22 protein-coding genes and 1 riboswitch are annotated in these 26,162 nt (G+C 74.0%); of the genes, 10 read left to right on the plus strand and 12 right to left on the minus strand.

Going from position 1 to position 26,162, the window contains the following annotated elements; all coding sequences use genetic code 11:
- Window positions 1–840, minus strand: a complete 840-nt coding sequence (locus JOD49_RS18225) for a purine-nucleoside phosphorylase (RefSeq protein ID WP_205308423.1) — start codon at window positions 838–840, stop codon at window positions 1–3.
- 110 nt (window positions 841–950) lie between these two features.
- Here JOD49_RS18225 and JOD49_RS18230 point away from each other — a divergent pair, with 110 nt between their 5' ends.
- The gene (locus tag JOD49_RS18230) at window positions 951–2,399 is read left to right on the plus strand and encodes an NAD(P)H-quinone dehydrogenase (protein ID WP_205308424.1); all 1,449 of its coding nucleotides are present in this window, start codon (window positions 951–953) and stop codon (window positions 2,397–2,399) included.
- On the opposite strand, the gene JOD49_RS18235 is transcribed toward JOD49_RS18230, so the two are convergent.
- A complete protein-coding gene (locus JOD49_RS18235; RefSeq protein WP_205308425.1) occupies window positions 2,329–3,321 on the minus strand; it encodes a DMT family transporter in 993 nt (330 codons plus the stop codon). The genes JOD49_RS18230 and JOD49_RS18235 overlap by 71 nt on opposite strands.
- On the opposite strand from JOD49_RS18235, the gene JOD49_RS18240 reads away from it, so the two are divergent.
- A complete protein-coding gene (locus tag JOD49_RS18240; protein ID WP_205308426.1) occupies window positions 3,320–4,729 on the plus strand; it encodes an aminotransferase-like domain-containing protein in 1,410 nt (469 codons plus the stop codon). The genes JOD49_RS18235 and JOD49_RS18240 overlap by 2 nt on opposite strands.
- 26 nt (window positions 4,730–4,755) lie before the next feature.
- On the opposite strand, the gene JOD49_RS20855 is transcribed toward JOD49_RS18240, so the two are convergent.
- The gene (locus JOD49_RS20855; protein ID WP_205308427.1) at window positions 4,756–7,494 is read right to left on the minus strand and encodes an endonuclease/exonuclease/phosphatase family protein; all 2,739 of its coding nucleotides are present in this window, start codon (window positions 7,492–7,494) and stop codon (window positions 4,756–4,758) included.
- Between the two features lie 199 nt (window positions 7,495–7,693).
- On the opposite strand from JOD49_RS20855, the gene JOD49_RS18250 reads away from it, so the two are divergent.
- From JOD49_RS18250 to JOD49_RS18270, 5 genes are read left to right on the plus strand one after another with little or no spacing between them, the layout of a single operon-like run.
- The gene (locus tag JOD49_RS18250; RefSeq protein ID WP_205308428.1) at window positions 7,694–9,232 is read left to right on the plus strand and encodes a CoA-acylating methylmalonate-semialdehyde dehydrogenase; all 1,539 of its coding nucleotides are present in this window, start codon (window positions 7,694–7,696) and stop codon (window positions 9,230–9,232) included.
- Window positions 9,233–9,260: 28 nt separating this feature from the next.
- A complete protein-coding gene (locus JOD49_RS18255; RefSeq protein ID WP_205308429.1) occupies window positions 9,261–10,715 on the plus strand; it encodes an aspartate aminotransferase family protein in 1,455 nt (484 codons plus the stop codon).
- Window positions 10,712–11,545 (plus strand): nitrilase-related carbon-nitrogen hydrolase, encoded by an 834-nt coding sequence (locus JOD49_RS18260; protein ID WP_205308430.1) that lies wholly within the window; start codon window positions 10,712–10,714, stop codon window positions 11,543–11,545. The genes JOD49_RS18255 and JOD49_RS18260 overlap by 4 nt, the downstream gene beginning before the upstream one ends.
- 27 nt (window positions 11,546–11,572) lie before the next feature.
- Complete coding sequence (gene hydA / locus JOD49_RS18265; RefSeq protein ID WP_205308431.1) at window positions 11,573–13,009, plus strand: dihydropyrimidinase; 1,437 nt, start codon at window positions 11,573–11,575, stop codon at window positions 13,007–13,009.
- 16 nt (window positions 13,010–13,025) lie between these two features.
- Window positions 13,026–14,165, plus strand: a complete 1,140-nt coding sequence (locus JOD49_RS18270; protein WP_205308432.1) for a TIGR03842 family LLM class F420-dependent oxidoreductase — start codon at window positions 13,026–13,028, stop codon at window positions 14,163–14,165.
- 144 nt (window positions 14,166–14,309) lie between these two features.
- On the opposite strand, the gene JOD49_RS18275 is transcribed toward JOD49_RS18270, so the two are convergent.
- The gene (locus tag JOD49_RS18275; RefSeq protein WP_205308433.1) at window positions 14,310–15,086 is read right to left on the minus strand and encodes a methyltransferase domain-containing protein; all 777 of its coding nucleotides are present in this window, start codon (window positions 15,084–15,086) and stop codon (window positions 14,310–14,312) included.
- A gap of 142 nt (window positions 15,087–15,228) precedes the next feature.
- Window positions 15,229–15,293, plus strand: a riboswitch (guanidine-III (ykkC-III) riboswitch).
- Window positions 15,294–15,306: 13 nt separating this feature from the next.
- On the opposite strand from JOD49_RS18275, the gene JOD49_RS18280 reads away from it, so the two are divergent.
- Both JOD49_RS18280 and JOD49_RS18285 read left to right on the plus strand, forming a co-directional pair.
- Window positions 15,307–15,621: a DMT family transporter gene (locus JOD49_RS18280; RefSeq protein WP_205308434.1), complete on the plus strand. Its 315-nt coding sequence runs from the start codon at window positions 15,307–15,309 to the stop codon at window positions 15,619–15,621.
- A 1-nt stretch (window position 15,622) separates the two neighbouring features.
- Window positions 15,623–16,006 carry a DMT family transporter gene (locus JOD49_RS18285; protein WP_205308435.1) on the plus strand — a complete coding sequence of 128 codons (384 nt, stop codon included), beginning with the start codon at window positions 15,623–15,625 and terminating at the stop codon, window positions 16,004–16,006.
- A gap of 93 nt (window positions 16,007–16,099) precedes the next feature.
- Here JOD49_RS18285 and JOD49_RS18290 read toward each other — a convergent pair whose 3' ends face one another.
- Both JOD49_RS18290 and JOD49_RS18295 read right to left on the minus strand, forming a co-directional pair.
- On the minus strand, window positions 16,100–16,642 hold the full coding sequence (locus JOD49_RS18290) for an NUDIX hydrolase (protein ID WP_307822629.1): 543 nt from the start codon (window positions 16,640–16,642) through the stop codon (window positions 16,100–16,102).
- A gap of 98 nt (window positions 16,643–16,740) precedes the next feature.
- Window positions 16,741–18,042: a benzoate/H(+) symporter BenE family transporter gene (locus JOD49_RS18295; RefSeq protein WP_307822630.1), complete on the minus strand. Its 1,302-nt coding sequence runs from the start codon at window positions 18,040–18,042 to the stop codon at window positions 16,741–16,743.
- A gap of 88 nt (window positions 18,043–18,130) precedes the next feature.
- Here JOD49_RS18295 and JOD49_RS18300 point away from each other — a divergent pair, with 88 nt between their 5' ends.
- A complete protein-coding gene (locus JOD49_RS18300) occupies window positions 18,131–19,591 on the plus strand; it encodes an MFS transporter (protein ID WP_307822631.1) in 1,461 nt (486 codons plus the stop codon).
- A 96-nt stretch (window positions 19,592–19,687) separates the two neighbouring features.
- On the opposite strand, the gene JOD49_RS18305 is transcribed toward JOD49_RS18300, so the two are convergent.
- From JOD49_RS18305 to JOD49_RS18330, 6 genes are all read right to left on the minus strand, one after another.
- Entirely contained in the window at window positions 19,688–21,505 is a 1,818-nt protein-coding gene (locus JOD49_RS18305) for an acetyl/propionyl/methylcrotonyl-CoA carboxylase subunit alpha (RefSeq protein WP_307822632.1), read from the minus strand.
- A gap of 271 nt (window positions 21,506–21,776) precedes the next feature.
- Complete coding sequence (locus JOD49_RS18310) at window positions 21,777–22,496, minus strand: Maf family protein (RefSeq protein ID WP_205308437.1); 720 nt, start codon at window positions 22,494–22,496, stop codon at window positions 21,777–21,779.
- On the minus strand, window positions 22,493–24,247 hold the full coding sequence (locus JOD49_RS18315; RefSeq protein WP_205308438.1) for a DUF885 domain-containing protein: 1,755 nt from the start codon (window positions 24,245–24,247) through the stop codon (window positions 22,493–22,495). Before JOD49_RS18315 ends, JOD49_RS18310 begins: the two co-directional genes overlap by 4 nt.
- Before the next feature lie 51 nt (window positions 24,248–24,298).
- Window positions 24,299–25,294: a hypothetical protein gene (locus tag JOD49_RS18320; RefSeq protein WP_205308439.1), complete on the minus strand. Its 996-nt coding sequence runs from the start codon at window positions 25,292–25,294 to the stop codon at window positions 24,299–24,301.
- Entirely contained in the window at window positions 25,291–25,557 is a 267-nt protein-coding gene (locus tag JOD49_RS18325) for an acyl-CoA carboxylase epsilon subunit (RefSeq protein ID WP_205308440.1), read from the minus strand. Before JOD49_RS18325 ends, JOD49_RS18320 begins: the two co-directional genes overlap by 4 nt.
- Window positions 25,554–26,162 (minus strand): hypothetical protein, encoded by a 609-nt coding sequence (locus tag JOD49_RS18330; RefSeq protein WP_239525256.1) that lies wholly within the window; start codon window positions 26,160–26,162, stop codon window positions 25,554–25,556. The genes JOD49_RS18325 and JOD49_RS18330 overlap by 4 nt, the downstream gene beginning before the upstream one ends.

Raw genomic sequence — 26,162 nt, forward strand, 5'->3', positions numbered from 1 at the left:
TCACACCAGCTTCGCGATCTCGGCGAGCAGGGAGCTGATCCGGGGGCCGGCCGCCTGGCCGGCCTCGATGACCTCGCCGTGCGAGAGCGGCGTGGGGCTGATGCCCGCAGCGAGGTTCGTGACCAACGAGATGCCCAGCACCTCGAGGCCCGCGTGGCGGGCTGCGATGGCCTCGAGCGTGGTCGACATGCCCACCAGGTCCGCCCCCAGGACGCCCGCCATGCGCACCTCGGCCGGGGTCTCGTAGTGCGGTCCGGGGAACTGGGCGTACACGCCCTCGCCGAGCGAGCCGTCGACCGACCGGGCCAGGTCCCGCAGGCGCGGGGAGTACAGGTCCGTGAGGTCGACGAACGTCGCGCCCTCCAGGGGCGAGGTGGCGGTGAGGTTGAGGTGGTCGCGGATGAGCACCGGGGTGCCCGGGCCGTGGTCGAGGTTCAGGCCGCCGCAGCCGTTGGTGAGGATCACGGTCTGCGCGCCGGTCGCCGCCGCGGTCCGCACGCCGTGCACGACGTGGCGCACGCCCTTGCCCTCGTACAGGTGGGTGCGCGAGCCGAGCACGAGCGCGTGGCGGACCGAGCCGTCGGCGCGCTCGATCCGGATCGAGCGCGTCGTCGCGACGTGGCCGGCGACGGCGGGCTTCGAGAACCCGGGGATCTCGTTCGTGGGGATCTCCGCGACGACGTCGCCCAGGAGCTCTGCCGCCCCGCCCCAGCCCGACCCGAGCACGAGGGCGACGTCGTGGCCCTCGATCCCGGTGGCTTCGGCGATGTGGTCCGCAGCGGCGCGGGCCACGAGGAACGGGTCGGTCGTGGGGTCGTCGAGAGACAAGGTCGTCGTCATAGGACGAGGCTATCCGTTCTGGGGCCCTGCGCCCCGCGGAACGCCCGTCGTCCCTCGCGCGCGTCGATCTGTCCGCATGCTGACACGAACTGTCCTCGGATGCTGACAGAATGGCACCCGTGACGAACGAGAACCCCGACCTGCAGGCCACCCGCATCGTGATCCTGGGCGGTGGACCCGGAGGCTACGAGGCCGCGCTCGTCGCCCGCCGGCTCGGCGCCGACGTGACCGTCGTCGAGCGCCAGGGCCTCGGCGGTGCCGCCGTGCTCACCGACGTGGTCCCGTCCAAGACCCTCATCGCGACCGCCGACTGGATGACCATCGCCGACCGCGCGGCCGACCTCGGCATCCGGCTGCCCGTGGACACGGCCAAGGCCGCGCACCCCGCGATGCGCCGCCACATGGTGGACCTCGACGCGGTCAACACCCGCGTCATGGCGCTCGCGGCCGCGCAGTCGGCGGACATCCACGCGCGCCTCGAGCGTGAGGGCGTCCGGGTGCTGATCGGGCAGGGGCGCCTCGACGGACCGACGCGTGTGCACGTCACGCTCCAGGAGGACGCGGCCGAGCTCACGGTGGACGCCGACGTGATCCTGCTCGCCCTGGGCGCGACGCCCCGCGTCCTGCCGACCGCGATCCCCGACGGCGAGCGCATCCTCACGTGGACCCAGCTCTACAACCTCAAGGAGCTCCCCGAGCGCCTGATCGTCGTCGGCTCGGGCGTCACGGGAGCCGAGTTCGCGGGTGCCTACAACGCGCTGGGCTCCGACGTCGTGCTCGTCTCGAGCCGTGACCGCGTGCTGCCGGGCGAGGACGCCGACGCGGCCGAGCTCATCGAAGGGGTCTTCCGCTCGCGCGGCATGACGGTCATGTCGCGCACGCGCGCCGAGGCCGCGGTGCGCACCGACGAGGGCGTCGAGGTCACGCTCGCCGACGGCCGCGTGGTCAAGGGCTCGCACGTGCTCCTCGCGGTCGGGTCCATCCCCTCGACCGCGGGCATCGGCCTCGAGGAGGCCGGCGTCCGGCTCACGCCGAGCGGCCACGTCCAGGTCGACAAGGTCTCGCGCACCTCGGTCCGTGGCATCTACGCGGCGGGCGACTGCACGGGCATCCTGCCGCTCGCCTCGGTCGCCGCGATGCAGGGCCGCGTGGCCATGTCGCACGCCCTGGGCGACGCCGTGAGCCCCATCAAGCTGCGCACGGTCGCCGCGAACATCTTCACGGCCCCCGAGATCGCGACGGTCGGGTACAGCGAGGAGAAGCTCAAGGAGCAGGGGTCCAAGTACGTGACCACGACGCTCCCGCTGGCCCGCAACCCGCGCGCCAAGATGCTCGGGATGCGTGACGGGTTCGTCAAGCTCTTCGCGCACCCCGAGGCGAGCGTCGTCCTGGGCGGCGTCGTCGTGGCCCCGCGCGCGAGCGAGCTGATCTTCCCCATCACGCTCGCGGTCGCGCACCGCCTCACGGTCGACGACGTCGCCGAGGCCTTCACGGTCTACCCGTCGTTGTCCGGGTCGATCGCCGAGGTCGCGCGCATGCTTCACCACCGCGAGGACTGAGGCGCGGGCGCCGGCCCAGGCGCGTGCGCACGGCGAGCCCGGCGCACACCACGACCGCGAGGCCCCCGGCGACCGTCGGCCAGGTGAGCGGCTCGCCCAGAAGGAGCGCGGCCCACCCGATGGTCAGCACCGGTTGGACGAGCTGCACCTGGCTGACCTGGGCCATCGGTCCGACGGCGAGGCCGCGGTACCACGCGAAGAAGCCGAGGAACATGCTCACCGCGCCCAGGTAGGCGAACGCCGCCCACTGCGTCGCGGTCGCGGCGGGCGGGGCGTGCCACGCGGAGGCGGTCGTGAGCGCGAGCATGAGCGGCGAGGCCAGGACGAGGGCCCAGGACACGGTCTGCCACGGGCCCAGCTCGCGCGCGAGCAGGCCGCCCTCGGCGTAGCCGGCGGCCGCAGCCAGGACCGCGCCGAACAGCAGCAGGTCGGACAGGTGCAGGCTCAGGCCGCCGCCGCCCTGGAGCCCGGTGAAGGCCACCGCCGCGAGGGCGCCTGCGGTCGCGAAGCCCCAGAACGAGGTCGGCGGGCGTTCAGAGGTGCGGAGCACCACGAGGACCGCCGTCGCAGCGGGGAGCAGTGCGACGACGACGGCGCCGTGGCTCGCGGAGGCGGTCCGCAGCGCGACCGACGTCAGCAGGGGGAAGCCGACGACCACCCCGGCGGCGACGACCGCCAGCCGGGCCCACTGCCCCCGACGAGGGAGGCGCTGACGGGTCACGGCCAGGCAGACGGCGGCGAGGGTCGCCGCAAGGACCGCACGCGCCGATCCCACGAACACGGGGGACAGGCTCTCGACCGCGAGCCTCGTGAACGGCATCGTGAACGAGAAGGCCACCACGCCGAGCAACCCCCACGACAGGCCCGACGTACCGGATAGCACAAGGCGCTTCGTGGCGATAGCGCTACTCTTCTGACTCATGAACAACGATAGCAGCGGTCGAATCGTGGCAGCGCTCCGCGAGTGGATCGCCGATGCCCCTCCCGGTGCTCGCCTGCCCTCGAGCCGTGCGCTGAGCGCCGAGCACGGCGCGAGCCCCGTCACGGTGGCCAAGGCGGTACGGACCCTGGTCGCGCTCGGGCTCGCCGAGACCCGTCCCGGCGTCGGCACCTTCGTCCGGCTCGTGCGGACCCCGCGGCCCGCCGACCACGCCTGGCAGACCGCGGCGCTCGGCCCCCCGCACGGACGTGGCACCCAGATCTCGCGGACCCAGCACGCCCCGGGGCCCGACGTGATCGGTCTGCACTCCGGGTACCCCGACCGCGAGCTCCTGCCGGAGCGCCTGGTGCGCGCCGCCGTCACGCGCGCGGCCCGCACCGACGCGGCCCTGCGGCGCGCCCCCGTCGAGGGGCTGCCGGAGCTCCGGTCGTGGTTCGCGACCGAGCTCGCGGCCTCCGTGCCGGTCGGTGTGACCCCGGCGACGGCCCGGGACGTCCTGATCCTCCCGGGCAGCCAGAGCGGCCTGAGCTCGATCTTCCGCGCCGTGGTGGGCCACGGCCGACCCCTCCTGATCGAGTCGCCGACCTACTGGGGGGCGATCCTCGCTGCCGCGCAGGCGGGCGTCGAGCTGGTGCCCGTCCCGTCGGGAACGCGAGGTCCCGACCCCGACGACGTCGCGAGGGCATTCGAGCGGTCCGGTGCCCGCGCGTTCTACGCCCAGCCGACGTACGCCAACCCCACCGGCGCGCAGTGGTCCGCCCGACGCGGTCGGGACGTGCTCGACGTCGTCCGTCGGTACGGGGCGTTCCTCGTCGAGGACGACTGGGCGCACGACCTGGCGATCGACACCGAGCCCCGACCAGTCGCCGCGCACGACGACGACGGGCACGTGATCTACCTGCGCTCGCTCACCAAGAGCGTCTCGCCGTCCCTGCGCGTGGCCGCCGTCGTCGCCCGCGGTCCCGTGCGTGACCGTGTCCTGGCCGACCGGGGAGCGACGTCCATGTACGTCAGCGGGCTGCTGCAGGCCGCGGCGCTCGACGTCGTGACCCAACCCGCCTGGCGCAGCCACCTGCGTGGCGTCCGCACCCAGCTCCGCTCGCGCCGCGACCTGCTCGCCGAGTCGTTGCGCGAGCACGTCCCCGAGGCCGTGCTCGACCGTGTGCCCGCGGGAGGGCTCAACCTCTGGGTCCGCCTGCCCGACGGGACCGACGTCGACCGGTTCGCGCGAGAGTGCGAGGCGCGCGGCGTCCTCGTCGCGCCCGGCGCCGAGTGGTTCCCTGCCGAGGCGGCGGGCCCCTACGTCCGGCTGGGCTACGCCGGGCCCGGCCCGGACCGCTTCCCCGAGGCGGCTCGGCGGATCGCCGAGTCGCTGCACGCGGCCCGCTGACCCGGCTCCCGCTGACCCGGCTCCCGCTACCCGGCGGGGGCGGGCTCCTGCCCGGGTTGCACCACGGTCACGAGCGGGCGGTGGTCGGACGAGACGTCGACCAGGACGCGGAAGCGATCGAACGTGAGGCCCGACCCGAACATCCAGTCGATCCGGTGCCGCGGCGCGTCGGCGGGCGACGTGAGGTCGTCGGGGTTCCCTGCCGTGTCCTGCCCGCTGAGCAGGCCCTGGGACTCGACGAGGGTGATCTCCTCCCAGTCCGGCTCGGCGTTGAGGTCGCCCGCGAGCAGATAGGCCCCGTCGACGGGCTCGGCGGCGAACAGCGCGTCGAGCTGGTTGATCCGGGTGGGGGCGTTCTGCTCGCGGTGCTGCAGGTGCACCGAGGTCACGCGCACCCCGCCCGGCCAGGCGCCGGCGGCCTCGCCCCGAGGGGTCACGGTCGCCGAGATCGCCGAGCGGTGCTGAGGGCCTGCCCCGAAGGGCAGAGCGACCCGGGAGACGTCGGCCACGGTGACCGCTGACGGGTCCCACAGGATCGCGTTCCCGAACTGGCGGTCGGCCGCCCCGACGAACGCGATCTCCATGCCCGTGGCCCGCGCGAGATAGGTGCCCATGTCGACGCCTCCGCCGAGCACCCAGCCGCGCGAGACCTCCTGGAGCGTCACGACCTGGGCGCCCGAGTCGCGGATCGTCGCGGCGACGTCGTCGAGCTCGACCGACGGGGTCGCGCTGACCCCGTAGTGCAGGTTCCAGTCGAGGACGACGAGTCCCGCCCCGGACCGGGCCGCTGCGCCGCTGGTCGGGGCGCCGTCGCGCGGCAGGTCGACCAGCTGCACGACGGCGCCACCCACGGCCAGGACCGTGACCGCGGCGACGAGGGGAAGCGCGATGCGCACGCTCGGAGGAGCGACGCGTGCCGAGGCCACCGTGCCCGCGGCAGCCGACGGCAGGGGCCGCGTCCGCCGCAGCCCGGCGATCCCGAGGACGAGCACCACGACGAGCGGCACGGCGGCGTTGGGCACGGGCAGCGGCACGTCGTAGTCGAGCTGGTAGACGAGCAGCGGCAGGATGAGCCCCAGCCCGACGGCGGTGCTCGCCCCGGCAACTCGCAGCCAGCCGATCTCCCGGGCGGGCCGGGTGAGGGAGTGCACGACGGCGTCGGTCGAGGCGACGCCCAGACCCACGATGCAGACCAGGAAGGCCCAGGACATCAGGCTCTCGAGGTCCTCGGTCCGTCCGGGCAGGACGAAGACCACGAGCGCGAACGCCACGAGGGCCACGAGGTCGGCCGACCGGCCCACGACCGACAGGAGGACGTTGCCCCCGGGGCGGCTCGACCGCGCGGTCCCCCGGATCGTCGTGAGGCCGATCATGAGCGCCGAGAAGGCGACGGCCCCTGCCGCGACGGACAGGGGCAGGCCCGTCTGCGAGGCGATGAAGGCCGGGTTGCCGAAGGTCATGACCCCCAGCGCGAGATAGGGCCCGAGCACCCAGATCCCGCGGGCCCCGGGCGCGGCGGTGTCCCCGCGCAGCAGCCAGGCAGCGACGACGGCGAGCCCGCCGAGGGCCAGGGGACCGGCCCAGGCGAGCAGGCCCGTGCGCCAGTAGGCGTCCCACGTCCCGTACAGCAGGCTCACTCCTGCCGCGCCGAGGATGCCCAGGGCGGTGCCCAGTGCGACCATCCGGCCGTTCGCCAAGGGGGTCCAGCCCCCCACCCGGTCGGGGGAGTCGTCGGCGGGGGCCGGTCGCACGCCGCTCACGAACGCGGCGACGATGACGAGCGTGGCCACCGCGAGCGAGGCGCCCCCGAGGCCCAGGCCGTAGCGGGCCGAGCCGAGCGCCCCTCCCGAGTCAGCGGCGATCCCGAGTGCCTGCAGCCCCAGCCGCCACCCGACCAGGGCGAGGACCGCCCCGAGCGTGACCCGTCCCGAGATCGGCAGCCGTGCGGCGATGATCGTGACGGCGAGCGCGGGGGCCGCGTACGTGACCAGCGCCGTTCCGGCGGCGACGGTCACGCCCGCGGCGAAGGCCCGGTCCAGCAGGGGGCCGCTCGCCCGGATCATCTCGACCGCGAGCGCCGTGACGACCGTGAGCAGGAGCAGACGGGCGGCGTTCCCCCGGCCGAGGCGGGTCACGTGGCGGGCGGCGTGGGAGATCTGCCGTCGCGTGGGGAACGGGTTCGTGGACGCGGCCACGGTGGGGGCCGTGTCCTCGGTGCCGGTGGCGGGTCCCGCCAGGGTGAGCGTCGAGAGGGTGTGCGACGAGGGGGTGTCGAGGGGCTCCGCCGGGGGCGGCGCGACGGGCCCGGCCGGGGGTGCGGGGTCCGCCGCCGGGGTGGTGCGCTGCTCCTGCGAGAGGGTCGGTGCGAAGCGTGCGGCACGTTCGCGCCACGCAGAGGGGGTCGGTGGCGTCTCGGTCGACACGTCGACCCGCTCCCACGCGCTGGTGCCGGCCGTCGCCGGCCCGGTGCCCGGGGTCGCCTGCTCGGACCGGGGGCGCGGCGCGGTCGGACCGGCCGCCGTGACCGGGCGGGCAGTGGTGGGCAGCGCGCTCGTCGCCGGACGGGCCGCCGGCAGTGCGCCGGTGGACGGCGACGACCGCCACGACGAGCCCGCCTGGCGTTCGAGGGCGGCCTGCTCGGCGGCGCGTCGCTCGGCGCGCGTGCGGGGCCGGGCGGGACCGGCGTCCGGTACGGGAGGAGGCGGGCTCGTCGAGGCTCGGCGGTCGTCCGGGTCCTGGCTGCTCGTACGGTGCTCGTCGGTCACGGCCCGACCGTACCCGTGGCCGGTGGCGCCGCGACAGTGGCACGCGCGGCCGGGCCGACGGCCGGGTCCGCTTCACCCGGCACGGACCGAGGGGGGATGTGATCGACCTCACACTCGACGCCTCCTCGTGCCACACTGAGAGCCAGTCGTCGACGACCCGGGCAGCCGCTCACCGTGCCGTGCCGGGAGGGAGGCCAGCATGACGAGCAGCACCCCCGCGCGGACCCCAGGGGTGATCGGCCACGTCGTCGCGGGCCGCCGCGTGGACGACGCCGAGCGGTACGCCCCGGTGCACGACCCCGCGACCGGGCGCGTCACCGGGCGCGTGGCCCTCGCCTCCGCGCGGGACGTGGACGCGGCCGTCGCGGCGGCGCTCGCGGCCTTCCCGGCCTGGTCCCGGACGGGCCTGTCGCGGCGCGTCGAGATCCTCTTCGCGTTCCACGAGCTGCTGCGCACCCACCGGGACGAGATCGCGCACCTCGTCTCGGCCGAGCACGGCAAGGTCGTGTCCGACGCGCAGGGGGAGGTCGCGCGAGCACTCGAGAACGTCGAGTTCGCGACCGGGATCCCGCACCTGCTCAAGGGCGGCTTCAGCCAGCAGGTCTCCACGGGCGTGGACGTGCACGAGGTCAAGCAGCCGCTGGGCGTCATGGCAGGCATCACGCCCTTCAACTTCCCGGCCATGGTCCCGCTGTGGATGATCCCGACGGCCATCGCGTGCGGCAACACGTTCGTCCTCAAGCCGAGCGAGCGCGACCCGTCGGTCTCGTTGCTCGTCGCCCGGCTCCTGGCCGAGGCCGGGCTGCCCGACGGTGTCGTCAACGTCGTCCAGGGCGACCGGGTCGCGGTCGACCGGCTCCTGGAGCACCCCGACGTCGCCGCGGTCAGCTTCGTCGGGTCCACGCCCGTCGCGCGCCACGTCTACGAGACGGGCACGCGCCACGGCAAGCGCGTCCAGGCGCTGGGCGGCGCGAAGAACCACCTGGTCGTCCTGCCCGACGCCGAGCTCGACGCCGCGGCGGACGCGGCGGTCTCGGCGGGGTACGGGTCCGCGGGGGAGCGGTGCATGGCGATCTCCGTGGTGGTCGCGGTGGGCGACGTCGCCGACGCCCTCGTCGAGGCGATCCGCACGCGCGTGGCGGGGCTCGTCGTCGGGCCGGGGAACGACCCCGCCTCGCAGATGGGGCCGCTCATCACGGCCGAGCACCGCGACCGGGTCGCGGCGCGCGTGGGCAGCGCGGTCGAGGAGGGGGCGGTCCTGGTCCTGGACGGGCGCGACGGGCCGCGCGTCGCCCCCGGGCCGGGAGGCGAGGACACGAGCGGCGGGTTCTTCCTGCGCCCGAGCCTCGTCGACCACGTGCGGCCCGAGCACACGGTGTACCGCGAGGAGATCTTCGGGCCCGTGCTCTCGGTCGTGCGGGCCGAGACGTTCGACGACGCGCTGCGGCTCGTCAACGAGAACCCGTACGGCAACGGCGCCGCGATCTTCACGCGCGACGGGGGAGCGGCCCGACGCTTCGAGGTCGAGGTGCAGGCGGGCATGGTCGGCGTCAACGTCCCCATCCCCGTGCCCGTCGGCTACTACTCGTTCGGCGGCTGGAAGGGCTCGCTGTTCGGGGACTCGCACATGTACGGGCCCGAGGGCATCCACTTCGCGACCCGGACCAAGGTCGTGACGTCGCGGTGGCCGGACCCCGCGACCAGCAGCATCGACCTGGGGTTCCCCCGGACCCGGTGACGAGGCGGACGAGAGGACGGCGAGCCGGATGGCGGACGCAGTGCAGGGCACGGGACGGGCCGGGCGGGACGACGCCCACGTCTTCTACTCGTGGTCGGCGCAGGAGCTGATCCGGCCCGTGACGATCGCGGGCGGCGAGGGAGCCTGGTTCTGGGACGACCACGGGACGCGCTACCTCGACTTCGCGTCCCAGCTCATCAACCTCAACCTGGGGCACCAGCACCCCGCGCTCGTCGGCGCGATCCAGGCGCAGGCCGGGCGCCTCGCGACCGTCGCACCGTCGTTCGCGAACCCTGTGCGCAGCGAGCTCGCGCGCCTGATCGTCGAGCGCGCGCCGGGCGGTGCCGACGGCGGGCTGAACCGGGTGTTCTTCACCAACGGCGGTGCCGACGCGGTCGAGAACGCCGTGCGGCTCGCCCGGCGCCACACGGGCAGGGCGAAGGTGCTCGCCGCCTACCGGTCCTACCACGGCAACACCGGCACGGCCGTGACCGCGACGGGCGACCCGCGCCGCTGGCCCAACGAGGTGGATCCGGGCGTCCGGCACTTCTTCGGGCCGTACACCTACCGGTCGTCGTTCGGGGCCACGACCGACGCGGACGAGTGCGTCGCGGCGCTGCGCCACCTGCGCGAGGTCGTCGAGCTCGAGGGGCCCGCGACGATCGCCGCGATCCTGCTCGAGACCGTCGTCGGGACCAACGGTGTGCTCGTCCCGCCCGACGGCTATCTCGCGGGCGTGCGCGCGCTGTGCGACGAGCACGGCATCCTGTACGTCGCGGACGAGGTCATGGTCGGCTTCGGGCGCGTGGGTGAATGGTTCGCCGTGGACCACTGGGACGTCGTCCCCGACCTCGTGGTCTTCGCCAAGGGCGTCAACTCGGGGTACGTGCCGCTGGGCGGCGTCCTCGTCTCCGAGCGCGTCGCCGCGAGCTTCGACCGCACGGCGTTCCCCGGCGGGCTCACCTACTCGGGGCACCCGCTCGCGTGCGCGCCCGGCGTCGCGAGCATCCACGTGCTCGAGGAGCAGGGCATCCTCGACCGGGTCCGGTCGCTGGGCGAACGGGTCCTGGGCGCGCGGTTGCGCGACATGGCCGCCCGGCACCCCAGCGTGGGTGAGGTGCGCGGCCTCGGGTTCCTCTGGGCGATCGAGCTCGTCCGCGACCCGATCACGCGCGAACGCCTCGTGCCGTTCCAGGGCACGCCCGAGCAGAACGCCCCCATGGCCGAGGTCGTCGCCGCGGTGACCGGGGGCGGCGTCTGGCCCTTCCCGCAGGTGAACCGCCTGCACCTCGCCCCGCCGCTCGTCACGTCGGTCGAGGACCTCGAGCACGGCCTCGACGTCGTCGACGCGGCGCTCGACGTCGCCGACCGGTACGTGGTCGAGCCGGATCAGCAGCGGCGCCGCGCTGGGTCGTCGATGCCGTCGGCCGAGCACAACGGTCACCGCCCGCGTCCCACCACCCCACCCGAGGAGACCCCATGATCGTGCGAGCCGCCCTCACCCAGGTCCGTTGGACCGGTGACCAGGAGTCCATGCTCGCGGCCCACGAGACGTTCACCCGCCTCGCCGCGGACCAGGGGGCGAAGGTCATCTGCTTCCAGGAGGTGTTCAACGCGCCCTACTTCCCCCAGGTCGAGGACGCCGCGTTCTACTCCTACGCCGAGTCCGTCCCGGGACCGACGACCGAACGCTTCGCGGCCCTCGCCCGGGAGCTGGGCATCGTGATCGTGCTGCCCCTGTACGAGCTCGAGCAGCCCGGGGTCCTCTACAACACCGCGGCCGTGATCGACGCCGACGGACGCTACCTCGGCAAGTACCGCAAGACCCACATCCCGCACCTGCCCGGCTTCTGGGAGAAGTTCTACTTCCGTCCCGGGAACCTCGGCTACCCGGTCTTCGACACCGCGGTCGGGCGGATCGGGGTCTACATCTGCTACGACCGGCACTTCCCCGAGGGGTGGCGGGCCCTGGGGCTCGCGGGGGCGACCGTCGTGTTCAACCCGAGCGCCACGAGCCGCGGACTGTCCAACTATCTGTGGAAGCTCGAGCAGCCCGCGGCGGCCGTGGCCAACGAGTACTTCGTCGGAGCCATCAACCGGGTCGGCTTCGAGGAGCTGGGCTCGAACGACTTCTACGGCACGAGCTACTTCGTGAGCCCCGAGGGAGCGTTCGTGGGGGCGACCGCCGACGCCTACGAGGAGGAGCTCGTGGTCCGCGACCTCGACCTCGACCTGCTGACCGAGGTCCGCAACCGCTGGCAGTTCTACCGCGACCGCCGCCCCGACGCGTACGGCCCGCTGACCGCGCCCTGAGCCCCGACGAACGAGAGGACGCACACCATGGCACTGACCCTCATCACGGGAGGCACCGTCGTCGGGCCCACGGGACGCACGCGCGCCGACGTCCTGCTCGACGGCGAGCAGGTCGCCGCGCTGCTGCGCCCGGGCGACACGTCGCTCGGCGTGGACCTCGCCTCGGTCGCGCAGACCGTGGTCGACGCGACCGGCAAGTACGTCATCCCGGGCGCGGTGGACCCGCACACCCACATGGAGCTGCCGTTCGGCGGCACGGCCGCGTCGGACACGTTCGAGACCGGGACGCGCGCCGCGGCCTGGGGAGGCACGACGACGATCGTCGACTTCGCGGTCCAGCGCACCGGGGAGCGGGTCCAGGACTCGCTCGCCGCCTGGTTCGCCAAGGCCGAGGGGAACTGCGCGATCGACTACGGCTTCCACCAGATCCTCGGCGGGGTCGACGACGACTCTCTCAAGGCCATGGACGAGCTCGTGGCCGAGGGCATCACGAGCTTCAAGCTCTTCATGGCCTACCCCGGGGTGTTCTACAGCGACGACGGGCAGATCCTGCGAGCCATGCAGAAGGCCGCGACCAACGGCTCGATGGTCATGATGCACGCCGAGAACGGCCTCGCGATCGACGTGCTCGTGCGCCAGGCCCTCGACCGAGGCGACACAGCCCCCTCCTTCCACGGCACCACGCGCCCCTGGGAGACCGAGGAGGAGGCCACGCACCGCGCGATCATGCTCGCGCGCCTCGCGGGCGCCCCGCTCTACGTGGTGCACATGTCGGCCAAGCAGGCCGTGGCCACGCTCGCCCGGGCCCGCGACGACGGCTGGAACGTGTTCGGTGAGACGTGCCCGCAGTACCTGTACCTCTCGCTCGAGGAACAGCTCGGGGCGCCCGGGTTCGAGGGGGCCAAGTGGGTGTGCTCGACCCCGCTGCGCTCGCGGGCCGAGGAGCACCAGGAGGAGCTGTGGCGCTACCTGCGCACGGGCGACCTGTCGGTCGTGAGCACCGACCACTGCCCGTTCTGCTTCAAGGAGCAGAAGGAGCTCGGGCTCGGCGACTTCTCCAAGATCCCCAACGGGATCGGCGGCGTCGAGCACCGCCTCGACCTCGTCTACCAGGGCGTGGTCGACGGGCGGATCTCGCTCGAACGCTGGGTCGAGCTGTGCTGCACGACGCCGGCACGCATGTTCGGGCTGGGGGACCGCAAGGGCGTGCTCGCCCCGGGGGCCGACGCCGACGTCGTGGTCTACGACCCTGCCGGTCACACGTCGATCGGCTACCCCACGGACGGCAACGGCAGGACCCACCACATGAACATGGACCACTCCTCCTGGGAGGGCTTCGAGATCGACGGGCACGTCGACGTCGTGATCTCGCGCGGGCAGGTCCTGATCTCCGGCGGCGAGTACCACGGGCACCCCGGGCACGGGCGCTACCTGCGCCGCAGCACCTCGGCGTACCTGCGATGACGGGCGGGGACCAGCCATGACCGCGACCGGCACGGCCGAGCGCCTCGACCTGGGCGTCGTCCTGCAGACCAACCCGCCCGCGTGGCGCGTCGTCGACCTCGCGCGACGCGCCGAGCTCCACGGCTTCAGCCACGTGTGGACGTTCGACTCGCACCTGCTGTGGCAGGAGCCGTACGTCATCCACTCCCAGATCCTGTCCGCGACCCACCGCGTGACCGTCGGGCCCATGGTCACCAACCCCGCGACACGGGACGTGACCGTGACCGCGTCCACCTTCGCGACCCTCAACGAGATGTTCGGCAACCGCACGGTCTGCGGGATCGGTCGCGGGGACTCGGCCGTCCGGGTGACCAACGGGCGGCCCGTGACCCTCGCGGAGCTGCGCGCGGCCGTCACGACCGTCCAGGGGCTGGCGAGCGGACGGGCCGTCGAGTACCGCGGGGTGACCCTGCACCTGCCGTGGGCCCCCGACAGCCGCACCCCCGTCTGGGTCGCGGCCTACGGCCCGCGCGCGCTGGCGCTCGCGGGTGAGGTCGGGGACGGGTTCATCCTGCAGCTCGCCGACCCCGACATCGTGGCCTGGTCGATCGCCGCCGTGCGCCGGGCCGCCGAGCGCGTGGGGCGCGACCCCGCCGAGGTGACCATCTGCGTGGCGGCGCCCGCGTACGTGACGGACGAGGCGTCGTCGGGCACAGGTACAGGTACAGGCGGGGAGGGGCCCGGGAACGCTGGCGGCCGGTCGCTCGCCCACGCCTACGACCAGTGCCGCTGGTTCGGCGGCATGGTCGGCAACCACGTCGCGGAGATCGTCGCGCGCTACGGGGCGGGGGACGGCACGGGCACAGGGCTGGGTGGCGGCGGGCCCGACATCCCCCGCGCCCTGACCGACTTCGTGGCGGGCCGCAGGGGTTACGACTACAACGAGCACGGGCGCGCGGGGAACACGCACACGGCGTTCGTGAGCGACGAGATCCTGGACCGGTTCTGCCTGATCGGGCCGCCCGCGCGGCACGTCGAGCGGCTGCTCGAGCTCAAGGCGCTCGGCGTCGACCAGTTCGCGCTCTACCTCCAGCACGACGCGAACGACGAGACGCTCCAGGCGTACGGCGAGCTGGTCCGCCCGGCCGTGCAGGAAGCGGGCCGGGTCCGGGAGTGAGCGGGCCCGGACGGCCTGACGGGCCGGATGGGCCCGGACTCGGCGGACGGCTCAGGCGAAGAGGTCGCCCCACAGGCCGTGGGTGGAGCAGTGCCCCCGATCCGTCGAGAGCGGCGCTCCGCCTCCGCCCGCACCGTCGAGCGGCTACGTGTGTCGCGTGGTGGCCACCACGAGGAAGAGCGTCACGGACGCGAAGAACGGCGCTGTGGCGAGGTGCTCGACCCAGCGTGCCTCGGCGCGCTCTCGCAGGTACCCGGCCTCGACGGCCCGACGTGCGACGCGCGCGAGTCCGAGGACCTGGTCGGCCTCCTGGGCGTCGCGGAAGACCGCGGTCACGGGGACGACGCGCTCGACCGTGAAGCCCGCGCGTTCGGCGAGCCCGGGGAGCCGCCGTCCGATCCGCCCGTTGCGCACGACCTGCTCGACGACGAAGCGCCCGTAGGCGTCGCTCGTCGCGGCGTCCGGGCCGTCGACGACCAGCGTGCCCCAGTCCGGCTCGGCGAGCACCGCGAGCCCTCCCGGTCGCAGGACCCGGAACGTCTCCGCGAGGACCCGCTCCGGGTCTGCCACGTGCTGGAGCACCCGGTCGGTGTGCGCACGGTCGACGCAGGCGTCGGCGAGGTCCAGGTCGTGGATGTCCGCCTTCTCGACCCGGACGGTGTCCAGCCCGTGCACCAGTGCGCGAGCCCGGGCCACGGCGTCCGCGTCGTGGTCGAGCCCGAGGACGGTCCCCGACGGTCCGACGGCCTCGGCGAAGGCGGGCAGGTCGGCGCCAGGACCGCAGCCCAGGTCGAGCACGTCGAGCCCGTCGCGCAGGGCGAGCTCGGCCGTCGCGAGGGCCTTGTAGCCGCGCCCCAGGTCCGAGGCGGCGAGGCGCGTCAGGTAGTCGTCGGGGGGCGAGAGCTCGAAGAGGGTCGGCATCCGACGATCCTGGCGGAGGGTCCGTGCATGACGGTGAGGCCGGTAGGGAGCGACGGGGTGGATCGTGTGAAGCCCGGTCACTGGTGGACGGCAGGCTCGGCGAGACCTGGCCAGGAGGACGTGTAGTCGGTACGATGGTCCCAAGTTCCTCCGACGAGGAGCGCGCGGACGAGGGAGCAGTACCCGCACGGACAAGACTGACTCAGAGGGGTTACTTGTCATGGCTTGGGTTGTCCTCGTTCTCTCCGGGATGCTGGAGGCCGTCTGGGCGACGGCGCTCTCCGCGTCCGAGAACTTCACGCGCAGACGACCGACCGTCGTCTTCCTTCTCTCCCTGACACTGAGCATGGCCGGTCTCGCCTGGGCGATGACCTCCCTGCCCACCGGCACCGCCTACGCGGTGTGGGTCGGCATCGGCGCCACGCTCACCGTGGTCTGGGGATTCTTCAACGGGTCGGAGACCTTCACCTGGCTGCGCGGACTGCTCCTGGTCCTGCTCGTCGGGTCCGTGGTCGGCCTCAAGGTGGTGAGCTGACATGCCGTGGATCGTCCTGCTCGTCAGCGCCGTGTTCGAGGCCGTCTGGGCCACGGCCCTGGGCCAGTCGAACGGCTTCTCGGAGCTCGTCCCGTCCATCGTGTTCTTCGTCGCGCTCGCCGTCAGCATGGGCGGGCTCGGGTGGGCCGTCAAGCACATCCCGATCGGTACCGCCTACGCGGTGTGGGTCGGGGTCGGGGCTGCGCTGACCGTCTCGTACGCGATCCTCACCGGTGACGAGTCGGCGTCGGTCGGCAAGGTCGTCTTCATCGCGGGCATCATCGCCGCGGTCGTGGGCCTCAAGCTCGTCCCGCACGGACCCGCGAAGAAGGTCGCCGACCACACGACGACCGACGGCACCCCCACCGGCCGGACCGACCGGTAGGGACCAGGCCACGAACGGCCCGTGACCACCTCGTGCGACGGGGCGGTCACGGGCCGTTCGCGCGCCCGCACCGGGCGATGCGGCACGAGGCCCTCAGGCGAGCTCCGCGAACCGTCCCACGAGCTCGGGCCAGGCGTCCCGGAACGCCTCGAGCAGCGCGAGCGAGGGGACGTCGCCTACCGCGACCCACGCGATCTCCAGGCTCTCGGCGTCCGTCGCGCGCGCCTCGAGGTGCGCACCCCGCACGACCTCCGCGAGCACCGTCGTGTAGCGCCACGGCCCGTGGTCCAGGATCCGGTCGCCCACGATCGTCACGAGCGCGGGATCCACGCCCGCCTCCTCGTGCGCCTCGCGCAGCGCACCCTGCTCGGGCGTCTCGTCGGGATGGATCGCGCCGCCGGGCACGCCCCAGGTGCCGCCCTGGTCGCTCCAGGGAGCCCGGTGCTGGAGGAGCACGTGGCTCACGCGACCGTCCGCGCCCCGTCGGGCGACGAGCAGCCCTGCTGCGCCGGCCAGGCCCCAGTGTCGTCTGCCGCACGTGCACTCGACCCAGCCGTCGCCGGGCTGGAGGTGTCGGGGCCCGTGGGGTGGGTGCTGGGGTGCGTCGGGGGGTGTGGGTTCGGTCGGGATCGTCACGGTCCCACCCTGCCATCCGTCGAGGCGCCGCGGACAGCCTTGCGCCCCGGTGACCACGTCGTGGACACGTCCCCGAGCGCTCGCCGCGCCCCCGGGTCTCACGCCGGGTGGCCGCGCCGACCCACCGTGAGGACCCCGTACGCCGCGAGCCCGACGACGACGCCCCAGAACGCGGACCCGACGTCGGCGACCACGATCCCCGAGGTCGTGACGACGAGCGTGAGCACCGCGGCCTCGAGGGCTGCGGGCGAGGGCTCGGCGCCGGGGGTCGACGCCGCCGGGGCGAACGTCCCCGCGAGCGCCCCCGTGAGCGCCCCGACGAGCGCGACCCCCGCGACGGTCGTCACCAGGGCGCTCGGCACGGCGTGGAAGAGGCCGACCAGGCTCCCGGCGAACGTCCCGACCAGCAGGTATCCCAGACCGCACGCGACCCCCGCCACGTAGCGGCGTGCACGGTCCTCGTGCGCCTCGGGGCCCGTGCAGATGCCCGCCGTGATCGCCGCCAGGTTGATGCCGTGCGCACCGAACGGCGCCAGGAGCGCCCAGGCCGCTGCCGTCCCGCCGACCAGCAGACGACTGTTCGGCCGGTAGCCGCTCGCGCGCAGCATCTCCAGACCCGGACCGTTCTGGGCGCTCAACGTCACGAGCAGGAGCGGCACCGAGATCCCGACGACCGCGCCGAGGTCGAACGTCGGGGTGGTCCACACGGGCACGGCCACGGCGAGCGCCGTCGTCGGGCGTGACACGTCACCTGTGACGAGTGCCGCGACGATCCCGGCGAGCAGGGCCGCGAGGACCGCGTAGCGCGGCGCGACGCGGCGGACCACGACGAACGAGACCGCGACGCTCACCCCGATCGCGGGCGAGCCGACCGCGCTGACGACCGCGCCCAGGACGAACGGGAGCAGCACCCCCGCGAGCAGCGCCGAGAGGACCTGCGGCGGGACCGCCGCCAGGAGCCGGCCGAACACCCCGCTCGCTCCGAGCGCGAGCGCCGCCACGGCCGCGAGGAGATACGCACCCACGACGTCCGAGAACGCGAAGTCTCCCAGCGTGCCGAGCAGCAGGGCCGCCCCCGGGGTCGACCAGGCCGTGATGACCGGCTGACGGGTCGCCAGGCTCAGGACCACGCCCGTCACGCCGCTGCCGATCGAGACGGCCCACAGCCAGGACGTCGTCTGGGCGGTCGAGAGGCCGCCGTCGTGCGCGGCCTGCAGGATGATGAGCGACGGCCCGGTGAACGACACCATGACCGCGACCAGGCCCGCGACCACGGCCGACACCGACGAGGCGCGCACCAGGCCGGGAGCGGGCACCGGTCCCGTGAGCAGCTCGACGCTCCGAGCGGTGACGACCCGGGGGTCGCGGTCAGGGCGTGGCGAGGGAGTGGTGGACGTCACGGCCCCACCCTCCCACCACCGCGGGGCAGTGCGCGGGAGGGGGCCGAAATCGGTGGACGCACGACCTCGCGCCCCGCACCATGGTCAGGTGAGTCATCCCGAGCCGAACACCGTGTCCGACCCGACCGCAGAGGATGCCTCTCCCGGCGCCGACGCCAGGCCCCACCACCCGGGCGAGCCCTCCGAACCCGCGGCAGCGCTACCCGGCGCTTCCGCCAGCGGCTCTGCCGGCTCTGCCGACGCCGACGCCGACGCCGACGCCGCCTCTGCCGACCCGGCGACCCCGCCCGCTGCGACCGACACCGAGGCCGACAAGCCGCGCTGGCGCCGCGACGCCACGATCTTCCTGGGCGGGCAGACGGTCTCGCTGTTCGGGTCGATGCTCGTGCAGTACGCGATCATGTGGCACCTGACGCTCGAGACCAAGTCCGGGGGTGTGCTCGCGCTCGCCACCGTCTTCGGGTTCCTCCCGCAGGCGATCGTGTCGATCTTCGGCGGCGTCTGGGCGGACCGGCTCAACCGCAAGGTCCTGATCATCGCGGCCGACGCCTCGATCGCCGTGACGACCCTCGCGCTCGCGCTGCTCATGCTCTCGGGCACCGACGACCTGTGGCTCATCTACGCCGCGCTCGCGATCCGTTCGATCGGCGCGGGGATCCAGATGCCCGCGGTGTCCTCGCTCCTGCCGCAGCTCGTCCCGGTGAGCAAGCTCATGCGGGTCAACGGCATCAACGGGTCGATCCAGTCGGCCATGACGCTGCTGGCCCCCGCGGTCGCGGCGGGCGTCTACGCGAGCGCCTCGATCGTCGCGATCTTCTTCGTCGACGTCGTCACGGCCGTGATCGGGATCGGTCTCCTGGCCCTGATCCCCGTGACCAAGGTGCTGCGGACCGACCTGGTCGCGGGCGAGAAGGTCGGGTACTTCGACGACCTCGTGGGCGGCCTGCGCTATCTGCGCGGCCACGCGTTCGTGCGCTGGGTCCTGGGCCTGTACGCGGTCGTGTTCCTGCTCATCGTGGCCCCGTCCTACCTCACGCCGCTCATGGTCGTGCGCACGTTCGGCGAGGAGGTCTGGAAGCTCACGGCCAACGAGCTCGCGTTCTCGTTCGGCGCGATCCTGGGGGGAGTCCTGCTCGCCACGTGGGGTGGTCTCAAGAACCGCGTCGCGATGATCGTGGGGGCGACGTTCGTGTTCGGCGTGCTCTCCGTCGGCCTGGGCCTCTCGACGAACATGTGGGTCTTCTTCGCGTTCATGTTCCTTCTGGGCGCCGCCGTGCCCGCGTTCGCGACGACCTCGATGACGGTCCTGCAGGAGACGGTCGAACCCGACCGCCAGGGGCGGGTCTTCGGGTTCGTCGGCATCGTGATGGCGCTCGCGATGCCGCTCGGGATGCTGATCTTCGGTCCGCTCGCGGACCGGTACTCGGTCGAGTCGCTCCTGATCGTCTCGGGCGCGCTCATGTTCCTCGTGATCGGGGTCGCGGTGCTGGTCCCCTCGGGGCGCCGGGCGATGCGCGCGGCCGACGCGCACAGCAGCGCCGGCGCGTAGCGGCACCGGGGGAGGACGAGCAGAGGCCGGTCGGGCGGCTCGTGGGAGCCGCCCGACCGGCCTCGGGGTCGACGCGTCGGGTCGCCCGACGCGTCGTCAGTCGACGATCTCGCAGATCGCGGTACCCGAGCTGACGCTCGCGCCGACGCCGGCCGACAGGCCCGTGACCCGGCCCGCACGGTGCGCGACGAGCGGCTGCTCCATCTTCATGGCCTCGAGGACCACGATGAGGTCGCCCTCGGCGACCACGGTGCCGTCGGCGACCGCGACCTTGACGATCGTGCCCTGCATGGGCGACGCGAGGGTCGTGCCGTTGCCCGCGGTGGCCTTGGCGGCGGCGCGACGCGCGGGACGACGGGCGGCATTGGCCGTGCGTGCGCGCCCCGCGGCCATCCCGAGCCCGGCGGGCAGCACGACCTCGAGGCGCTTGCCGCCGACCTCGACGACGACGCGCTCGGTGGCCGGGGCCTCGTCCTCCTCGGCGGTCTGAGCCGGTGCCGCCGGTGCGAGCCGCTTGAGCTCGTCGACGAAGGCCGTCTCGATCCAGCGCGTGTGGATGCGGAATGCCGAGTCGTCCGCCGGGACGAAGTCCTCGGCGTCGAGCACGGCCCGGTGGAACGGCAGGACCGTGGGGATGCCCTCGACGACCGTCTCGCGCAGTGCGCGGCGCGCGCGCTCGACGGCCTCACGGCGCGTGGCGCCCGTGACGATGATCTTGGCGATCATCGAGTCGAACGCGCCCGAGATCACGTCGCCCTGCGTCACGCCGCTGTCGACGCGCACGCCCGGCCCGCTGGGGAAGTGCAGGCGCGAGATGCGGCCCGGGGCCGGGAGGAAGTTCGCGGCGGGGTCCTCGCCGTTGATGCGGAACTCGAGCGAGTGACCGCGCGTGGCCACCGAGGAGTAGCCGAGCGGCTCGCCCGCGGCGATGCGCAGCTGCTCGCGCACGAGGTCGATGCCCGAGACCTCTTCGGTGACGGGGTGCTCGACCTGCAGGCGCGTGTTGACCTCGAGGAAGGAGATCGTGCCGTCGGCGCCGACGAGGAACTCGCAGGTCCCCGCACCGACGTAGCCGGCCTCGCGCAGGATGGCCTCCGAGGCCTTGTAGAGCTCGGCACGCTGCTCGTCCGTCAGGAACGGCGCGGGCGCCTCCTCGACGAGCTTCTGGTGACGGCGCTGCAGCGAGCAGTCGCGCGTGGAGACGACGACGACCGTGCCGTGCTCGTCGGCCAGGCACTGGGTCTCGACGTGGCGCGGGGTGTCCAGGTAACGCTCGACGAAGCACTCGCCGCGACCGAACGCGGCCGTGGCCTCACGGACCGCGGAGTCGAACATCTCGTCGATCTCCTCGACCGTGCGCGCGACCTTGAGGCCGCGCCCGCCGCCGCCGAACGCCGCCTTGATCGCGATGGGCAACCCGTGCTCCGCGGCGAACGCGTGGACCTCGGTCGCGTCGGCGACGGGGTCCGGGGTGCCGGGGACGAGCGGCGCGCCGGCACGGTGCGCGATGTGCCGTGCGCTGACCTTGTCGCCCAGCGCGTCGATGGCTGCGGGCGGCGGGCCGATCCAGACGAGGCCAGCGTCGATCACGGCCTGGGCGAACCCGGCGTTCTCCGCGAGGAACCCGTAGCCGGGGTGCACGGCGTCGGCGCCCGAGCGGCGGGCGGCGTCGAGCAGCTTGGCGATGTCGAGGTAGGTGTCCGCGGCGCGCGCACCGTCGAGCGCGAAGGCCTCGTCGGCGAGGCGGACGTGCAGGGCCTCGCGGTCGGAGTCCGCGTAGACGGCCACCGACGCGATCGAGGCGTCGGCGCAGGCGCGCGCGATGCGCACCGCGATCTCGCCGCGGTTGGCGATGAGAACCTTCGACAGGCGTCGGGTCGGGCTGGTCGCGGGGTTCGTGGAGTTCTCGGGCACGGCTCACGGTAGCGCGTCCGGCGCCCTGGGTTCACGCTCCGACGGGCGGTACCGGACAAGATTGGAGATCAGGCCAAGGCTCACCGGGGTCGTTTGTAGGAACCCTCCATGGTCGACGGGGCGAACCGGGCCGTGGCGCGTCGTGGTTGTACGGCACCGACAAGCAGGCGGCCCGACCCCTCCTCCCGCCCCGCGCCGGAGCGCACGAGCGGGAGGAGCGGTCGGGCCGCCTGGCGGGCCGTGGCCCGGGTGTCGCCGGGCCGGGCGGGCCTCAGGACCAGAGGTCGGTCCAGGCCACGCCGATCTCGCCGAGCAGCTCGCGCACGAGCGGCAGGCTGATCCCCACCACGCCGTGGTGGTCGCCCTCGATGCTCTCGACGAACGCCCCGCCCAGTCCGTCGACCGTGAACGCGCCCGCGACCGCGAGGGGTTCGCCCGTCGCGACGTAGGCCGCGATCTCGGCGTCGGAGAGGTCGGCGAAGTGGACCGTCGTGGAGCTCGTGGCCCCGAGGGTGGCGCCGCTGCCGCCGTCCTGCGGGTCGCGCAGGTCGACGAGCCAGTGCCCGGTGTGGAGCACGCCTGCCTTGCCGCGCATCGCGCGCCAGCGCTCGGTCGCCTCGGCGGCGTCCCGGGGCTTGCCGTGGACCGCGCCCCCGAACTCGAGCATGGAGTCGCAGCCCACCACGACGGGCGCGATCTCCTCCGGCCCGACGACGTCGCTCGCCTCGTCGCGCTCACGCGCCTCGCGCGAGAGGACCTGGGCGACCTCCTCGGCCTTGGCCTGGGCGAGGACGAGCACCGCGTCGGCGGGGTCGAGCGCGCCGAACCGAGCCGTGGCCGACTCCAGGACGGCGTCCTCGTCGAGGCCCGAGACCTGGACCTCGGGCCTGACCCCCGCGGAGCGCAGGGTCGCGAGGCGGGCGGGGGACTGCGAGGCGAGCAGGAGCCGGACGGGCGGAGCGGAGTCCGGGGTCGTCGTCGTAGCCGTCACCTGAGCGCTCCGCGCAGGACGTCGAGGCCGACCGAGCCGAGGTTCAGGGCGCGCTCGTGGAACGCCTTGACGTCGAACTCCTCGCCGCGTGCCTCGGCGGCGGCACGGGCTGCGTCGCGGGTCTGCTCCCACAGGCGCTGCCCGACCTTGTACGACGGGGCCTGGCCCGGCCACCCGAGGTAGCGGTTGAGCTCGAAACGCACGAACGACTCGTCCATGTTGACGTTGGCCTTGAGGAACTCCCAGGCCTTGTCGGCGTCCCAGCGGGGGTCCTCGGAGTCGCCGCGCCACTCCTCCGGTGCGTCGAGCCCGAGGTGGACCCCGATGTCGAGCACGACGCGGGCCGCGCGCATGCGCTGGCCGTCGAGCATCCCGAGCCGGTCGCCCGGGTCGTCGAGGTAGCCCAGGTCGGCCATGAGCCGCTCGGCGTACAGGGCCCAGCCCTCGCCGTGGCCCGAGACCCAGCAGGCGAGCCGGCGCCACGAGTTGAGGGTGTCGCGCGCGGCGACGGCCTGGCCGCACTGGAGGTGGTGACCCGGGACGCCCTCGTGGTAGACGGTCGTCTTCTCGCGCCAGGTGTTGAACTCCGTCACGCCCGGCGGGACGGACCACCACATGCGCCCGGGCCGCGAGAAGTCGTCGCTCGGCGGCGTGTAGTAGATCCCGCCGGTCTGGGTCGGGGCGATCATGCACTCGAGGTCCAGGACCGGGGTCGGGATGTCGAAGTGCACGCCGTTCAGCGCCGCGATCGCGGCGTCCGAGGTCTCCTGCATCCAGGCGCGCAGCGCCTCGGTGCCGTCGAGCTTGCGGCTCGGGTCGGCGTCGAGGGCCGCGACGGCCTCCTCGACCGTGGCACCGGGACCGGCGATCTGTGCCGCGACGGCCTCCTGCTCGGCGACCACGCGCGCGAGCTCCTCGAGACCCCAGCGGTAGGTCTCCTCGAGGTCGACCTCGGCGCCGAGGAAGGCGCGCGAGGCCAGGGCGTAGCGCTCACGCCCGACGCCGTCGGCCAGGGGGGCCTGGGGTGCGAGCTCGTTCTCGAGGAAGTCGGCGAGCTTCGCGTAGGCGGCCAGGGCACCCGCGGCACCGAGCTCGAGCTCCTTGCGGACCAGCGAGCATGCCGACGACTCGTCGAGCACGGCGGCGGCGGCCTCGCCCCGGACGAACTCCACGAAGAACGAGGACTCGGGGTCGGCGAGCTCGCGGGCCTGCTTGACGCCCTCGCGGACCTGGCGGATCGCCGCGACGTTGCCGCGCTCGGCGGCGGTGGTCAGCGAGGCGATGTAGCCGTCCATGGCACCGGGCAGTGCTGCGAGCCGGGCTGCGACGTTCTCCCACGCCTCGAGGGTGCCGGTGGGCATCATGTCGAAGATGTCGCGCAGCTCCTGGAGCGGGGACGCGATGTTGTTGAGCATCGCGAGGTCCTCGCCCGCCTCGTGCAGCTCGAGCGAGAGCCCGATGCGCTCGCGCATCGCCGCGAGCGTGACCTGGTCGACGTCGTCGACGGGGTCGGCGTCCGCGAGCTGGGCCAGCACGGCGCGGTCCGCGGCCGCGAGGGCCTCGTACCCGGCGGGCGACAGGTCGGTCATGAGGTGGTCGTACCCGGCGAGGCCCATGGCGGTGGCTGCGAGCGGGTTCAGGTCGGCGACCGTGCGCACGTAGGCGTCGGCGATCGCGTCGATCGCCGTGGGCGTGCGGGGGGTCCGGGCGGTGGGGGTGCCGGGCTCGGCCGGCGCGGTGGGTGAGGTCACCCGGTAGAGGTTACTGCGCGGTAGCCGGCCGGGCGTCGTCCGGGAGGATGATCAGTCGGCTCGCAGGAGCCGCTCGGCCAGCTCGAGGACCTCGGCCGGGTCGAGGGTGTCGAGCGGGACCGGGCTGCCCCCGTCCGGTCCGAGGCACACGAGCTCCTCGTCGTCCTCGAACACGAGGACGGACCGCACGCTGCCCGGGAGCGAGAGGTCGACGCGCAGGGTCCGCCACGCGTCCGTGGGGGCGACCACCTCGGCCGCCAGGCGGGGGTGCTCGGCCCCGGCCCGGCCGAGGGCCGCCAGGACGTCCTGGTTCGAGGCCGCGGCGGGCTCGTCGGGTCCGTCGGGTCCGCCGTCGGCGGACGTCGGACCCTCGGCCGTCGTCTCCCCGGCCGTCGGGGCCCTGCCGTCGGCCCGGCCCGGGTGCATGGCCGCGAGCAGGTCGTCGGCCCACGCGCGCTGGTAGCGCACGAGCACGACGCGCGGTCGCCCGTCGGTGCCGCGGGGGTACCACACGGCGACGGGGTCGCCCGAGCGCGGGCCGGCCGTGCCCGCCGGCACGAGCACCGTGAACGGTGCGCGGACGGGAAGACGGTCGACGGAGAACGTGAGCCGACCCCCCAGGTGCGTGGCGCCGTCGGGGGCCCGGCTCGTGGCTGCGGCCGCTGCGGCCTCGCCGGACCCGGCCGCGCTGTCGACGAGCACCGAGCCCGTGGTGCGTTCGGCGGCCGCGAGCAGGGCGTCCCGTGCGCGCGACTCGCGCTGCGCGTCGCGGTCGTCGAGGTAGCGCGCGAGAGCGAGGACCGCGACGAGCAGCAGCAGGACGGTCAGGACCGCCAGCACCGCCGCGGGCAGGGGCCAGCCCTGGGAGGGCGCGAGCTGCTGGTAGGCGATGAGCGCGACCGTGGGGACGGTCGGGACGATCCACGCCCACCGGCGCCAGCCGGTGCGCGGGGGCAGGGGCGGGAGCGGGGCGTCCGGTGCGAGCGGACGTTCGACGTCCCCCGGGTCGCCCGCGAGCTCGACCAGGACGGTCGTGGCCTGGCTCATGACTGCAGGCTCCACCGCCAGGCGTCGGCGTTGTGCCTGCCCGAGCGCCCGCCGAAGCTCTTGGCCGTCGCGCCCGACCCCGTGCCGCGCAGGCCGCGCGACCGGTTCGTCCACTCGGGCAGGGGCGCCTCGTCGTCGGGCACGTGCGAAGCCGCCGCCGCGGCGGCGAGCCCCGCGACCAGTGCCGCGACCTCGAGGTCGTCGGGGGCGCCGCGCACCACGCGCAGCTCCCGGCCCGACGACGCCGCGCCGGTCTCGCTCACAGGGCGCCCCCCGGCGCCTCGTCGTCCGCGTCGCCGTACCCGTCGAAGTCCGCGGCCTCGCCGCGCGAGGCGGCCCACTCGGGGACGTCGAAGCCCGACTCGACGAGCGCGGCCACGACCTGCTCGCCCGCGTTGTCGAGGAAGTCGATCACGGAGTCGAGCGACGTGTCGGGGGTCTGGCCCGGGCCCACGACGAAGCCCAGGTAGAACGGCTCGGCGACCTCGGGGGCGGGCGGCGCGTCGGCGTCGGTCCCGGGGCCGAGGTCGTCCTCGGTGCCCCACACGAGCGAGCTCAGGTCCGGGTGCATGCCGAGCGAGTCGTGGAGCGCGTCGTAGAGCCGGGCGTTGAGCGCGCCGATCGCCGCCTCGAGCGCGAGGACCCGGGGGTCCTCGTCGGCCTCGGAGGCGCCGAACTCGGCGCGCACCCCGACCGCTGTGCCGACGTACTCGTGCAGGGCCGCGGCCAGGGCGTCCACGGCCTCGTGCATCGGGGCCTCGTCGACAGGACCGAGGGGCGTGGGGCCGTGCGACTCGCCGTCGTGGCCGCCGTCGGCGTGCTCGTGGCCGTGTCCTGCGTGGTCGTCGCCGTGCTGCTGGTCTGGCAT

The sequence above is a fragment of the Oerskovia jenensis genome (genome assembly GCF_016907235.1).
Classification (GTDB): domain Bacteria; phylum Actinomycetota; class Actinomycetes; order Actinomycetales; family Cellulomonadaceae; genus Oerskovia; species Oerskovia jenensis.